Annotated in this window: 12 protein-coding genes; 3 read left to right on the top strand and 9 right to left on the bottom strand. The window is 71.2% G+C overall.

Features of this window, described 5'->3' with window-relative positions; all coding sequences use genetic code 11:
• Nucleotides 1-62 precede the first annotated feature (62 nt).
• The 8 genes from HNQ07_RS03285 to hisB form a co-directional block, all read right to left on the bottom strand.
• Nucleotides 63-686: a PepSY-associated TM helix domain-containing protein gene (locus HNQ07_RS03285; RefSeq protein WP_229831759.1), complete on the bottom strand. Its 624-nt coding sequence runs from the start codon at nucleotides 684-686 to the stop codon at nucleotides 63-65.
• 34 nt (nucleotides 687-720) lie between these two features.
• Nucleotides 721-1,275, bottom strand: a complete 555-nt coding sequence (locus HNQ07_RS03280) for a DUF2271 domain-containing protein (RefSeq protein WP_184109443.1) — start codon at nucleotides 1,273-1,275, stop codon at nucleotides 721-723.
• 60 nt (nucleotides 1,276-1,335) lie between these two features.
• Nucleotides 1,336-2,301, bottom strand: coding sequence for an FAD:protein FMN transferase (locus HNQ07_RS03275; protein ID WP_373297931.1), 966 nt, complete (start codon nucleotides 2,299-2,301; stop codon nucleotides 1,336-1,338).
• Nucleotides 2,302-2,466: 165 nt separating this feature from the next.
• Entirely contained in the window at nucleotides 2,467-2,733 is a 267-nt protein-coding gene (locus tag HNQ07_RS03270) for a hypothetical protein (RefSeq protein ID WP_184109441.1), read from the bottom strand.
• Entirely contained in the window at nucleotides 2,730-4,625 is a 1,896-nt protein-coding gene (locus HNQ07_RS03265) for a 1,4-alpha-glucan branching enzyme (protein ID WP_184109440.1), read from the bottom strand. Before HNQ07_RS03265 ends, HNQ07_RS03270 begins: the two co-directional genes overlap by 4 nt.
• Before the next feature lie 147 nt (nucleotides 4,626-4,772).
• Entirely contained in the window at nucleotides 4,773-5,813 is a 1,041-nt protein-coding gene (locus HNQ07_RS03260; protein WP_184109439.1) for a branched-chain amino acid aminotransferase, read from the bottom strand.
• 70 nt (nucleotides 5,814-5,883) lie between these two features.
• Complete coding sequence (hisH, locus tag HNQ07_RS03255; protein WP_184109438.1) at nucleotides 5,884-6,507, bottom strand: imidazole glycerol phosphate synthase subunit HisH; 624 nt, start codon at nucleotides 6,505-6,507, stop codon at nucleotides 5,884-5,886.
• A complete protein-coding gene (gene hisB, locus HNQ07_RS03250; protein ID WP_184109437.1) occupies nucleotides 6,504-7,091 on the bottom strand; it encodes an imidazoleglycerol-phosphate dehydratase HisB in 588 nt (195 codons plus the stop codon). The genes hisH and hisB overlap by 4 nt, the downstream gene beginning before the upstream one ends.
• Nucleotides 7,092-7,410: 319 nt before the next feature.
• Here hisB and HNQ07_RS03245 point away from each other — a divergent pair, with 319 nt between their 5' ends.
• The 3 genes from HNQ07_RS03245 to HNQ07_RS03235 all read left to right on the top strand — a co-directional run bounded on the left by HNQ07_RS03245 (nucleotide 7,411) and on the right by HNQ07_RS03235 (nucleotide 10,673).
• Nucleotides 7,411-8,949, top strand: a complete 1,539-nt coding sequence (locus tag HNQ07_RS03245) for a S8 family peptidase (protein WP_184109436.1) — start codon at nucleotides 7,411-7,413, stop codon at nucleotides 8,947-8,949.
• A gap of 118 nt (nucleotides 8,950-9,067) precedes the next feature.
• Nucleotides 9,068-9,673 carry a single-stranded DNA-binding protein DdrA gene (ddrA, locus tag HNQ07_RS03240; protein ID WP_184109435.1) on the top strand — a complete coding sequence of 202 codons (606 nt, stop codon included), beginning with the start codon at nucleotides 9,068-9,070 and terminating at the stop codon, nucleotides 9,671-9,673.
• 214 nt (nucleotides 9,674-9,887) lie between these two features.
• Nucleotides 9,888-10,673: a methyltransferase domain-containing protein gene (locus HNQ07_RS03235; protein WP_184109434.1), complete on the top strand. Its 786-nt coding sequence runs from the start codon at nucleotides 9,888-9,890 to the stop codon at nucleotides 10,671-10,673.
• 23 nt (nucleotides 10,674-10,696) lie between these two features.
• Here HNQ07_RS03235 and hrpB read toward each other — a convergent pair whose 3' ends face one another.
• On the bottom strand, nucleotides 10,697-13,189 hold the full coding sequence (gene hrpB, locus HNQ07_RS03230) for an ATP-dependent helicase HrpB (protein WP_229831760.1): 2,493 nt from the start codon (nucleotides 13,187-13,189) through the stop codon (nucleotides 10,697-10,699).
• Nucleotides 13,190-13,194 lie beyond the last annotated feature (5 nt).

Genomic DNA, 13,194 nt, shown 5'->3' with positions numbered 1-13,194 from the left:
CCGCACAGAACCCACCCGCGGCCCTGTGACCGCGGGTGGGTCGGCACGCCCCCGCGAACGGCTCAGGCGATGGCGTGCCACGCGAGGGCGAGGACAGCCACGGCGGCGACGCCCATCACGCTCAGGGCCTGGGTGCGGGTCTTCTTCATGTACAGCAGGATGCCGATACCAGTGACCGCCACCAGGGCCAGCACGGCCCCGCTGAGGTCGATCACCCACTTCCACGCGCCGCCGGTGTCGCGGCCGCGGTGAAGGTCGTTCATGACCGCGACCGCGCCCTGCTGGAGCACGTTCACGGTGTACGTCCCGGTCTTCAGGTCGATCACGGTGTCGGCGGAGTAGCCGGGTCCGACGAAGGAGATATCCGCCTCGCGGTCGTCGGCGCGGGTGTCGCCGGCGCGGCCCTTGAGGTTCTGGTCGGCGCGCAGCGTCTCGGCCACGGTCAGCCAGTTCACCTTCCCGTCCGTGATCCAGCCCACCGGCATGGTGCCGGTCAGTTCGCTCCTGACCTCACCGGTGCCGAACACCCAGTCCGGGTGGTTGAGGGTGATGCCGGTCAGGGCGAAGAACAGCACGACCAGCAGGCTGATCATGGAGGTGTAGGTGTGCAGCCAGCGCAGCGTCACGTTCGCCTGCGCGCGGCTGCTGCGGCCCCGGCGAGCGGGCCGGGCGGGGCCGGTGGACACGGACGTCTCGAACAGATCGTCCGTGTCCGTGTCGTCAGGCCTTGCCGAAGCTGACACTGGCGGCCTCAATGTCATTGTCGGCGGTGAAGGCCTTCTTGAAGGCGGCGGCGCCGACCGTCACCTTCTCGCGCACCAGCGAGTACGGGCCGTGCTCGCGGGCCGATTCGACCACCACGTAGTATTCGCCCTGTGGCAGCAGCTTGCCCTTGTCGTCCTTGCCGTCCCACGAAACGGCGTACGTACCGGGATTGCGGGTGGCCGAGCTGACGGTCTCCACCAGATCGCCGTTCTGGCGCGTCCAGCGGCGCAGTTCGGCCAGCCAGCGGGGATTCAGGCGGCCCTGCTTGAGCCACACCGTCAGGTTGCGCACGGTGGTGCCCTGCGCGTCCTCGATGTACACGGCCACGAAGGGCCGCTTGATGTACCCGCCGGCCTTCGTGGCGACAGTGAAGGTGATGTCCAGCGCCATGCCGGAGGCCCAGGCCTTGCCGGTCGCGGCGGGCGCGGCCGCTCCGGCATACCGGCCGAGGGTGAGGGTGGCGGCGGTGGCGGCGAGTTTGCCGAGGAAGCGGCGTCGGGTGTCGGTCATGTCGGGAACTCCTGGGAATGGAATCGGCCGTGGGCCTGCCGGGACGATGGCGTGGGGGGGTTAGCTTGACGTTAATGCTGGCCAGCGCGTGCCGACGCGCGTCTGACCGTCCTGAAGAACGAGCAGGGCGGCGCTTGATGGCTGGGTCTCGACCAGTGCCAGCGCATCGGCCGGCGGCAGCACGCCGACCACCGTGGCGAGCGCATCGGCCGTGGCGCAGTCTGGGGCGAGCACCGTCGCGCCAGCCGTCCCGGTGACCGGCTGCCCGGTGCGCGGGTCGATCACGTGCGAGTACCACTGGCCGGCGATCTCCACGCCCCGGTGGGCGGTGCCGCTGCTGGCGAGCGCGCCGCCCTGCACCCGCACCCGCGCGACCGGCGGCGCGTCGTCCCGCCGGGTGCGCGGATCGGCCACCGACACGGCCACGCCGCGCGGCCCGACGGTACGCAGATCGCCGCCGGCGTTCACCAGCACCTGCCGCACCCCCGGCGAGCGCGCGGCGGCCTCCGCTGCCCGGTCAACGATGTACCCCTTCGCCAGCGCGTTCAGCCCCAGCGGAGACGTCGCGTGCAGGGTCGCGTGGCCGTCCGGGTGCAGGGTCCAGGGATCGGCGTGCAGGTCATGCACCAGCCGCTCCAGCAGCGCGTGGTCTGGACGCTGGTCGGCCCGCGCGGCCTCCTCCCACACGGCCCCCAGAGCGTCTGCGCCGGGATGGAAGGCCCCGCCCGACCGGACGCGCCAGTGGTCGGCCAGCGCGAGCACTTCGCGGAGGTCCGGGCTGAGGAGGACGCGCTCGCCGGGCTGGGCCAGCCAGCGGCGCAGTTCGCTGTCCGGGTCGAAGCGGTTGAACACGGCCGTCAGGCGCCGGATCTCGTCCAGCGCCGCCCCTTCGGCCGCCTCGCCCAGGGCACGCGTGTCGGCCACGACCTGCACCTCGACCTCGGTGCCGAGCAGGTGCTCGTACACGCTGCGGACCAGGGCGGGGGGACGCAGGCCACGCAGCAGGCCAGTCAGGGACGACTTCACGCCGGGCATTCTCGGGACGCTTGTCGAAGATTTGGAGAAGGGCGACCGTCGCTCTGGCCTTCGCTCGCCACCCGTGGTCACGCCACCCGACCCTTCACCCTCCGTACCCCGTGAGCACGCGCCGAGTCGTCCACTCTGCCCGCCTCCCGCCATTTCGGGAGCTTCCTACCTCACCGGTGGGTTGGCGAGCGTGTAGAACAGCAGGCCGATCAGGATCAGGTCGAAGGCCCACGACGCCGGCCGGCGCAGGCGCTCGTCGGTGCGGGCGCGCAGCACCTGCACGCCCAGCCGCGCGAGCAGCAGCGCGGCCACCACCCACGGACTGGGCAGCGGCCCACCCAGCAGCGGCAGCAGCAGCAGCACGGCCAGCACCGCGAGCAGGCCCAGGCTGACCGCGGTCCAGGCGTCCGGCCGGGGGGTGGGCGCGGTCACCGCTGTTCGCTGACGGTCGGCGTGTCCAGCGCCTCCAGCACCAGAACGCTGTTGGGCGGCAGGTTCAGGCGCAGGGCGTGGGTCTGGAAGTTGAAGCCGTCGTCGGTTGCGGTCAGGTTGGGCTGCTGCGTGCCGAAGCCGCCGAACTCGCCGTCGTCGGTGGAGAGCAGCACGCGGTACTCGCCGCCCTGGGGCGTGCCGACCGGGTAGTTCTCGCGGAACATGGGCGTCATGTTCGCCACGATCAGGCTCCACGCCGGGCTGTCCGGATCACGGCGCAGGAAGGTATACACCGAGTTGTCGGTGTCGTCCGCGTTGATCCACGTCAGGCCCTCGTCTTTCAGGTCGCCGGTATGCCAGTCGGGCCGCTCGCGGTACAGGGTATTCAGGCGCCGCACGAGGTTCATCACGCCGCGGTGGTCCGGCTGGTCCGCCATGTACCACGGCAGGCCCTCGGCGGCGGCCCACTCGGTGGACTGCGCGAAGTCCTGGCCCATGAACAGCAGCTTCTTGCCGGGCGTGGCCCACATCATTGCCAGGAAGGCTCGGTAGCCGGCGCGCTGGGTGTACCAGTCGCCGGGCATCTTCATGACCATGCTCTTTTTCAGGTGCACGACCTCGTCGTGGCTGATGGCCAGGACGTAGTTCTCGGTGGTGCGGTAGGCGTTGTAGAAGGTCAGGGCGTGGTGGTGGTACTTGCGCCACAGCGGGTCTTCCTCGAAGTAGCGCAGGTTGTCGTTCATCCAGCCCATCGCCCACTTGTAGTCGAAACCCAGGCCGAACGGACTCGGCGTGGTCACGCCCGGGAATGCGGTGCTCTCCTCCGCGACGATCATGCAGCCGGGGGCCATGTGGTGCACGACCTCATTCAGGCGCTTGAGGAAGGCGATGGCTTCGAGGTTCTCGCGGCCGCCGTGCACGTTGGGAATCCACTCGGTGCGCGAGAAGTCGAGGTACAGCATGCTCGCCACGGCGTCCACGCGCAGGCCGTCGATGTGGAAGTCCTGCAGCCACGTCAGGGCCGAGCCGATCAGGAACATCACGACCTCGTTGCGGCCGTAGTCGAAGATGTACGTGTTCCAGTCGAGGTGGAAGCCCTTGCGGGGATCGGCGTACTCGTACAGCGGGCTGCCGTCGAACTTGGCGAGCGCGAAGTCGTCGGTCGGGAAGTGGCCCGGCACCCAGTCGAGGATCACACCGATGCCGAGGCCGTGCAGGTGATCCACGAAGTACTTGAAGTCCTCCGGGTTGCCCATCCGGCTGCTGGGGGCGTAGTAGCCGGTCACCTGATAACCCCACGAGCCGTCGAAGGGGTGTTCCATCACGCCCAGCAGCTCCACGTGCGTGTAGCCCATGTACGTGACGTACTCGCCCAGGTCGTGCGCGAGGTCGCGGTAGTTCATGAACCAGCCGTCGCCGCGCTTCTTCCAGCTGGGCAGGTGGACCTCGTAGATGCTCACGGGCTGGTCGAAGCCCTGGGAGCGCTTGGCCATCCACGCGTCGTCGCTCCAGGTGTAGTCCTGCTGCCACACGATGCTGGCGGTGGCGGGCCGGACCTCGAAGAAGCGGCCGTACGGGTCGATCTTGTCCACGGTGCGGCCGTCGGCCCCCGTGACGCGGAACTTGTAACGGTGCCCGTGGCGGGCCGAGGGCACGAACACGCCCCAGTACCCGAAGTCGAGGCGCTGCATGGCGTTGTCGAAGCCGTTGTAGCCGTTGAAGTCACCGACCACACTGATGTGCTGCGCGCCCGGCGCCCACACGCCGAACCGCACGCCCTCGACACCGTTCTCGGTGACGACGTGGGCGCCCAGCAGGTGGTCGGGACGAACCAGGTCGGCCGTAACGAGCTTCTGCAGGTGGCCGTGGTCGAGCGGCAGCGGTTCACTCATGGTGCGAGTGTACCGGGCCGGCAGGTCACCGGCACGCGTCCGTCCACTCAACTGCCGAAGGTCACGGTTTGGTCAACGACACGTGACCGGTCCGGCCGGCCGGAGCGCTGGACAATCGCCGCGAAGTGTGCGAACCCGCGCGCCGCTTCAGACCTTGACGATCCAGCCCTCCGGCGCCTCGCGGTCACCGAACTGGATGCCGACGAGTTCGTCGTACAGGCGCTTGGTCACCGGACCGGCCTCGGTCTCGGAATGGAACACGTGGAAGGTGTCGCCGTGCTGGATGCCGCCGATGGGCGTGATGACGGCCGCCGTGCCGCACGCGCCGGCCTCGGCGTACGCGTCCAGGCCGTCAATGAAGACGTCGCCCTCGACGACGTCCAGGCCCAGTCGATGCTCGGCGATGTGCAGCAGGCTGTACTTGGTGATGCTGGGCAGGATGCTGGGGGACTTGGGCGTCACGAAGGTGCGGCCGTCCTGCGTGATTGCGAAGAGGTTCGCGCTGCCGACCTCCTCGATCTTGGTGTGCGTTTCCGGGTCGAGGTAGATCGCGTCGGCGAAGTGCCGCTCCTTGGCTTCCTGGCCGGGCAGCAGGCTCGCCGCGTAGTTCCCGCCAACCTTCGCGGCGCCGGTGCCGTGCGGCGCGGCGCGGTCGTACAGCGACGTGATGAAGTTCATGGGGCTCAGGCCGCCCTTGAAGTACGGGCCGACCGGGATGCAGAACACGCTGAAGATGAACTCCGGCGCGCTGCGGACTCCGATGTTGTCGCCTACACCGATCACGAAGGGCCGCAGGTACAGGCTGCCGCCGGTGCCGTACGGCGGGATGAACCGCTCGTTGGCCTTCACGACCTGCCGGCACGCCTCGATGAAGGCCTCGGTGTTCGGCGCCGGCATCAGCAGGCGCTCGCACGAGCGCTGCATGCGCGCGGCGTTCTGGTCCGGCCGGAACAGGTTGACGGTGCCGTCCGCGCAGCGGTAGGCCTTGAGCCCCTCGAAGCACTGCTGGCCGTAGTGCAGCGCGGTCGAGCCCTCGGAGATGTGCAGGACGTTGTCGCGCGTCAGGGTGCCGGCGTCCCACGCGCCGTCACGCCAGTGCGACAGGTACCGGAAATCCGTGCGGATGTAGCTGAACCCGAGGGTCGACCAGTCGATGTCGGCAGGAGGGGTGGCGTGGGTCTGGGTCATACCTGATTGTCGCGCACCGGCTGCGCCCCCGCGTGGGGACGTCCAGCCACGCCGATCCGGCCCTGCCCCATTACCCCAGCACGTGCCGCCGGAAGCGGTCCAGGATGCCCAGCCCGACCGCGCCGCTCTTCTCGGGGTGGAACTGCGTGGCGTGCAGGTTCCCGCGGCTGAAGGCCGCCCAGAACGGCACGCCGTAGTGCGCCAGCGCGCCGTCGTCGACCGGCACGTCCGCCGGCACGTAGTACGAGTGCACGAAGTAGGCGTAGGCGTCCGCGTCCAGGCCGCGCAGCAGCGGGGAGTCGCCGCGCAGCTCCAGGCCGTTCCAGCCCATCTGCGGCACCTTGTGGCCCGGCGCGACCTCGAAGCGCCGGACGGTGCCGGGCACCAGGCCCAGGCCGGGGACACCCGGCGCCTCCTCCGAGCCATCCAGCAGCATCTGCATGCCCACGCAGATGCCCAGCAGCGGGGTGCCGGCGCGCGCGGCATCCATGACCGGGCCGTGGAAGCCGCTGGTATCGAAGGCCTCCATCACCTGCCGGAAGTGCCCCTGGCCCGGCACCACCACGGCGTCGGCGTGCGCCACGTCGGCCGGCTGCGCGCTGACCCGCACGTCCATGCCGGCGCGCTCCAGGGCCTTGGCCGCGCTGCGGACGTTCCCCGCGCCGTAGTCGAGCAGCAGCACGCCGGCGCTCACAGCGACCCCTTGGTGCTGGGCAGGTCGTCCGAGGTGATCCGCACGGCGTCCCGCAGGGCGCGCGCCAGGGCCTTCACGACCGCCTCGATCACGTGGTGCGCCTCGCGCCCGGCCAGCACGCGCACGTGCAGGGTGACGCCGCCGTGGTTGCACAGTCCGCGCAGGAATTCGCGCAGGTGGTAGTGCGTCATGCCGCCTGCCGTGCCCCACACGTCCAGCGTCTCGGGTTCGAAGGCCAGGTGGGCACGGCCCGACAGGTCCACGACGACGTGCGCCAGGGTCTCGTCCATGGGCACGAAGGCGCTGCCGTACCGCTCGATGCCCCTGCGGTCGCCGAGCGCCTGCGTCAGCGCCTGCCCGAGGGTGATGCCGGTGTCCTCGATGAGGTGGTGCGGTTCGATGTGCAGGTCACCGGTGGCGCGGACGCTCACGCCCATCCGCGAGTGGCGGGCCAGCGCGTCGAGCATGTGGTCGAAGAAGCCGTGCCCGGTGGCGGGCGCGTCGTGGGCCGGGCGGTCAAGGTCGAGGCGGACCGTGATGTCCGTCTCGCTGGTCGTGCGGGTCAGGGTGGCCGTGCGGCTCATGCCTGCATGCTACGCAGCGGGCGCGCCGAATGGGCTCACTGGGTCTGGACGACGGCGACCGGCAGACGCCGACCCGCCGGATGAGGCGGGTGTGGAGTGCCCTCACGGCGCCGGCCAGCGGTGTGGAAAACCGCTCGTACTCTCATATTTGGACTGGCAATGGAAAGCTTTTTTCAGCTCCAGGATGGCGTTCGTCGCGTTATGAAGGCCGGGTGTAGGAGTTGTCTAACCAACAGAGTGAGGGTCTGTCGAGGGGCCGATAAAACAGCGACGTCAACCACAGTTCGCTGCCACAGCCACGTCCCCCCTGGAGGTTCGGATGAAGGATATTCGTATTGCCGCTGGCACCCTGATCGCCACCCTGCTGCTCGCCGCGTGCGGTCAGTCGCCCACGGCGGACACCGGCGCTGCCGACGCGGACCGGGCCCACACGCAGGCCCCGCTGCTGGGCACCGGCAACCCCGAGGCGATTCCCGGCCAGTACATCGTGGTGATGAGTCAGGGCGCGGGCAGCACGCTCAGTGCCCAGTCCAGCAGCTCGCTGATCCAGTCGCTGGGCCTCGATCCACAGGGCGTGACCATCGGGCACCTGTACTCCCAGACCATCCACGGGTTCTCGGCCAAGCTCAGCACGCAGAACCTCGCCATCCTGCGCGGCAACGCCGACGTGAAGTACATCGAGCAGGACGCCGCCGTCCACGCCGACGCCACCCAGACCGGCGCGACGTGGGGCATCGACCGCATCGACCAGCGCTCCCTGCCGCTGGATTCCAGCTACACCTACACCACGACGGCCAGCACCGTCACGGCTTACATCATCGACACCGGCATCCGCACCACGCACAGCCAGTTCGCAGGCCGCGCCGTGTGGGGCACCAATCAGACCGGCGACGGCCAGAACACCGACTGCAACGGGCACGGCACGCACGTGGCCGGCACCGTGGGCGGCAGCACCTACGGCGTCGCCAAGAGCGTGAAGCTGGTGGCTGTCAAGGTGCTCGACTGCTCGGGCAGCGGCACGAACTCCGGCGTGATCGCCGGGATCAACTGGGCTGCAGCCAACCGCAGCGGCCCGGCCGTGGCGAACATGAGCCTGGGCGGCGGGGCCAGCCAGGCGGTAGACGACGCCGTGACCAGCGCCACGAACTCCGGCCTGGTGATGGCCGTGGCCGCCGGTAACGACAACGCCAACGCGTGCAACTACTCCCCGGCCCGCGCGCCCAGCGCGATCACGGTCGGGGCGACCACCAGGACCGACAGCCGCGACACGTCGTACTCGAACTACGGGTCGTGCGTGGACATCTTCGCGCCCGGCACCGGCATCACGTCCAGTTGGATCACCAGCGACACGGCCACCAACACCATCAGCGGCACCAGCATGGCCACGCCGCACGTGGCGGGCGCGGTGGCCCTGATCCTGGCCGCGAACCCCGGCTACACCGTCTCGCAGGTGACCAGCGCCCTGAAGTCGGCCGGCACCAGCGGCGTGCTCGCCAGCGTCGGCACCGGCAGCCCGAACCTGCTGCTGTACACCGGCACCGGCGGCACCACCACGCCGCCCAGCGGCACCACCACGTACACCGGTTCGGTCAGCTCCCGCACCAGCTCGTTCAAGCCGTCCTCCAGCGGCTTCACGTACGCCGGCGGCACCCTCAAGGGCGCGCTGAGCGGACCGAGCGGCACGGACTTCGATCTGTACCTGTCCAAACTGGTGAACGGCACGTGGACCGACGTGGCCGCCAGCGAGGGCTCGACCTCGACCGAGAACATCTCGTACTCGGCGGGCAGCGGCACGTACCGCTGGGAGGTCTACGCGTACTCGGGCAGCGGCAGCTACACCCTGGTCGAGACGAAGTAACGCCGTCCCAGCCGCACCCCCTGGCCACCGCCGGGGGGTGTTGTGCTGTGTGCGGGGGTGGACTCCCACCGGCCGATTCTGTCTTGACCGTAACGCCATTACGTTATAAACTAAATCCATGAAGCTGAGCGATGTCCAGAAACGACTCCAGGCCCCCTTTCCGGCGCACGTGGTCAGCTGGAAGCCCGGCGTGATCAGCAAGGACCGCAAACGCGCCCTGATGCTCGCGCACATCGACGCCCGCGCCGTGCAGGACCGCCTCGACGCGATCTGCCCCGACGCGTGGAACTTCGAGGTGGAGGTCGTGCAGGGCACCCGCCTTCCCACCGTCAAGGGCCGCCTGACCATCCTGGGCGTGACCCGCGAGGACATCGGCGAGGCTCCGGAAGGCGACCTGGGCACCCTCAAGGCCGCCAGCAGCGACGCCCTGAAGCGCTGCGCGGTGCACTTCGGCATCGGGCGCTACCTGTACGACCTGCCCAAGCAGTGGGCCGACTGGGACGATGCCAAGCGGTCGCCCTCCCAGACCCCGGAACTGCCCGACTGGGCCCGCCCGGACCACGAGCGCACGCCCGGCGGCGCGCACCTCGTCCAGGCGATGGAACAGCTGCGCTACGAGCTGCCGGAAGACCTCGACCTGCAGCGTGAGGTCTACAAGCACCTGAAGGCCGCCCTGAGCAGCCTGCACCCCGAACCCGGCAACGGCCACGGGCGGGCGGCGTGAGCCCGCAGTCCGGTCCGCGTCACCTGCTGGCAGCCATGGGCGTCGTCGTGGTCCTGATGCTCGTCGGTGGAGCGCTCGCCTCGCTGCTCTGAGTGCTCGGTCTGATAAACAGTGGCCCGCCCTGACCCGTCAGGTGCGGGCTTTTCGCGGTTTCGAGAAGTGTCACCACTCCAGTACGTACACGCGCCGCCACGGCCGGTCCTACACTGACGCCATGACGTGGAATCCGGAGCAGTACCACCGCTTCCAGGCGGCCCGCAGCGCGCCCGCCCACGACCTCCAGGCCATGATTCCGGACCGCGCGTACCGCCGCGTGATCGACCTAGGCTGCGGCACCGGCGAGCAGACCCTGGACCTCGCCCGGCGCTTCCCGGACGCGCGGGTGACGGGCCTGGACAGCAGCGCCGAGATGCTGGCCCGCGCGCCGACCGAGCAGCCTACAAACCTGGACTTCAAGCACGGCGACATCGCCGCGCTGGACGGCACCTATGACCTGATGTACTCGAACGCCGCGCTGCAATGGCTGCCGGACCACCCCGGGCTGCTGGCCCGGCTGTGGACGCACTTGGAACCGGGCGGCGTGCTGGCCGTGCAGGTGCCCGCCAACCACGACCACGCCACCCACCGCCTGCTGACCGACACCGCGCAGGACTTCGCGGCGGACCTCGGCGGCTTCACGCGCTTCGGCACGGCGCAGGGCGCGTCGCCGGTCCTCACGCCGGCCGCGTACGCCGAGACCCTTGACGCGCTGGGGGCGGAGGACATCACTGCGATCAGCAAGGTCTACCCGGTCGTCCTGCCGGGTGCGGACGGCCTGATCGAGTGGACGCGCGGCACCGCGCTGGTGCCGTACCTGTCGCGCCTGGACGACGCCACGGCCGCCCGATTCCTCGACGCGTACCGCGCCCGCCTGAGCGCCGTGTTCCCCGGCGAGCGCGTGTACTACGCGTTCACGCGCGTCCTGTTCGTGGCGCGGCGGCCACACTCAAGCCGCGTGTGAGTCGTTCGCCCGACCGGCCACCGTCACACGCCCCGCTTCGTGGTGCCCTTCATGGGCCGGTGCGACCACGGATCGTCGGGCCACGGGTGCTTCGGGTAGCGGCCGCGCAGGTCCTTGCGGACCTCGAAGTACGAGGAATTCCAGAACGACCGCAGGTCCTGCGTGACCTGCACCGGACGGCCTGCGGGCGACAGCAGGTGCAGCAGCACGGGGCGCCGGCCCTGGTCGACGGTGGGCGTGTCGGCCAGCCCGAAAAGTTCCTGCAACTTCACCGCCAGGATCGGGGCCTCGCCGTCGTCGCGGTACGCCAGCCGGATGGAACTGCCCGTCGGGACGGTCATGTGCGTGGGCGCCCGCTCGTCGAGGTCCCGGCTTAGAGGCCACGGCAGCAGCGCGTGCAGGCCGGGCCGGACGTCCACCCGGGCGAGGTCGTCGAGGGTGCGCACCCGGCCCAGCGCTGGCCCCAGCCAGTCCTCCAGGGTGGCCAGGAGCGCGGCGTCGGACAGGTCGGGCCAGGGCTCGTCCGGATGCCACGCCCGCAGCGAGCCCACCCGGGCACGGAGCTGCGCCGCGTCGGGCGGGACAGTCAGGAGGTGCAGGCCCTCACTCCGGACCGCGTCCGCCACGGCGGCCACCCGCAGGTCCGTGGGCACGTCCCGCAGCGGGCGCTCATCCAGCACCAGCGCGCCCAGCCGGCGTTCCTGCCGCGCGACCAGCGTGCCGGTGCGGGCGTCCCAGCGCACGGTGTCGGTCCACGTGGCGCGCTCGCGCAGGACCACCGGGTCGAGCGGCGCCGCCAGGTAGATACGCGCCTCGGCGTCGCGGGCGTCCAGGTGCGCCACCGCCAGTGCCGGGGCCGCGGCCAGCGGGTCGCCCTCGGGCAGCGCGGCGCCCTGCCCTCCGGCCAGCAGGAACCGGCCGGACGGTCGTCCCGGCTGCGCCTCGCGCGCCAGGGCCACGCGCTCCGGGTACGCGAGCGCGATCAGTGTGCCGACGTCCCAGCCGTCCGGCGCGGCGTCGTCCGGAGCCACGCCGAGCGTCCGGCGCCACTGCCGCGACAGCCGCTCGATCCTCTCCAGCACAGCCACGTCTCCCCTGCCGCCATGCCGGCCCCGCCACGCGCGCAGGGCGGCCACCCGCTCGGTGAGGTCGCTGCCGCTGCCGGGGGGCAGGGGATCGCGTTCCTCCAGCAGCGCGGCCACGTCGGCAGCCAGCGCGCCCAGCCCGGCCGCGTGGCCGGTCGACAGCGCGTGGGCCAGCCGGGGGTGGGTGGGGAACTCCAGCAGCCGCGTGCCCTCCGGCGTGATCCGTCCGGTGTCGTCCAGCGCGGCCAGACCCCGCAGCAGCGTGCGGGCCGCGCCCAGCCGGGGGCGGGGCGGCGCGTCCAGCCACGCCAGGGCCGCCGGATCGGGCGCGCCCCACTGCGCGAGTTCCAGCGTGAGCGGCGCGAGGTCGGCCTCCAGGATTTCCGGCGGCCGCGCGGCGGGGAGCAGGGCGTGCGTCCGCTCGCTCCACAGGCGGTACGCGACCCCGGGCGCAGTGCGGCCGGCGCGACCGGCACGCTGCGTGGCGGCGTCGCGCGTGACGCGGGTGGTGAGCATCCGGGTCAGGCCGGTGGCGGGATCGAAGGCCTGCGTGCGGCTCAGCCCGCCGTCCACCACCACGCGCACGCCGTCGATGGTAAGGGACGTCTCGGCGATGGACGTCGCCAGGATCACCTTGCGGCGCCCGCCCGGGTCCGGGCGCAGGGCCCGCTGCTGCTCCGCGAGCGGCAGGTCGCCGTACAGGGGCAGCACGGCCGCAGCGACGTCCGACAGCTGCGCGTGGGCGCCGCGGATCTCGCGCACGCCCGGCAGGAAGGCCAGGATGTCGCCGGGGTCGTCCTCCAGCGCCCGCCGGACGGCGCGGGCCACGGCGTCCTCGATGCGGCCGGCCGGGTCGGCGCTCAGGTAGCGGCGCTCGACCGGGTACGCGCGGCCCTCGCTGGCGACCAGCGGGGCGTCCAGCCGGCCGGGCAGGGCCGGGTCGAGCGTGGCGCTCATGACCAGCACCCGCAGGTCATCCCGCAGCGCGCCCTGCACCTCGCGCAGCAGGGCCAGGGCGAGGTCCGCGTTCAGGCTGCGCTCGTGGAACTCGTCCAGGATCACCAGGCCCACGCCGCGCAGCTCCGGGTCGCGTTGCAGGCGCCGGGTCAGGATGCCCTCGGTCACGACTTCCAGGCGCGTGCGGGCCGACACCCGCGACTCGAAGCGCACGCGCGACCCCACCACGCCGCCCACGTCCTCGCCCAGCCCCTCGGCGAGGCGGGCGGCCACGGCGCGCACCGCCACCCGGCGCGGTTGCAGCATCAGGGCGCCCTGCCCGGCCAGCCACGGCTCGTCCAGCAGGGCCAGCGGCAGCGCCGTGCTCTTGCCCGCGCCCGGCGGGGCCTGCACGACCACCCGCGGGTGTGCGCCCAGCGCGGCGCGCACGGCCGGGATGACCTCGGCGATGGGCAGATCCGGGACGTCGGGCACGCCGG

The organism is Deinococcus metalli (assembly GCF_014201805.1).
Classification (GTDB): domain Bacteria; phylum Deinococcota; class Deinococci; order Deinococcales; family Deinococcaceae; genus Deinococcus; species Deinococcus metalli.
This window is presented reverse-complemented; position numbering and strand designations above follow the sequence as displayed.

What these genes read in the sequence shown, in the direction of transcription:
- HNQ07_RS03280 (WP_184109443.1), bottom strand. Translation starts at nt 1,275, where the DNA reads ATGACCGACACCCGACGCCGCTTCCTCGGCAAACTCGCCGCCACCGCC.
- HNQ07_RS03265 (WP_184109440.1), bottom strand. Translation starts at nt 4,625, where the DNA reads ATGAGTGAACCGCTGCCGCTCGACCACGGCCACCTGCAGAAGCTCGTT.
- HNQ07_RS03260 (WP_184109439.1), bottom strand. Translation starts at nt 5,813, where the DNA reads ATGACCCAGACCCACGCCACCCCTCCTGCCGACATCGACTGGTCGACC.
- hisB (WP_184109437.1), bottom strand. Translation starts at nt 7,091, where the DNA reads ATGAGCCGCACGGCCACCCTGACCCGCACGACCAGCGAGACGGACATC.
- HNQ07_RS03245 (WP_184109436.1), top strand. Translation starts at nt 7,411, where the DNA reads ATGAAGGATATTCGTATTGCCGCTGGCACCCTGATCGCCACCCTGCTG.
- ddrA (WP_184109435.1), top strand. Translation starts at nt 9,068, where the DNA reads ATGAAGCTGAGCGATGTCCAGAAACGACTCCAGGCCCCCTTTCCGGCG.
- HNQ07_RS03235 (WP_184109434.1), top strand. Translation starts at nt 9,888, where the DNA reads ATGACGTGGAATCCGGAGCAGTACCACCGCTTCCAGGCGGCCCGCAGC.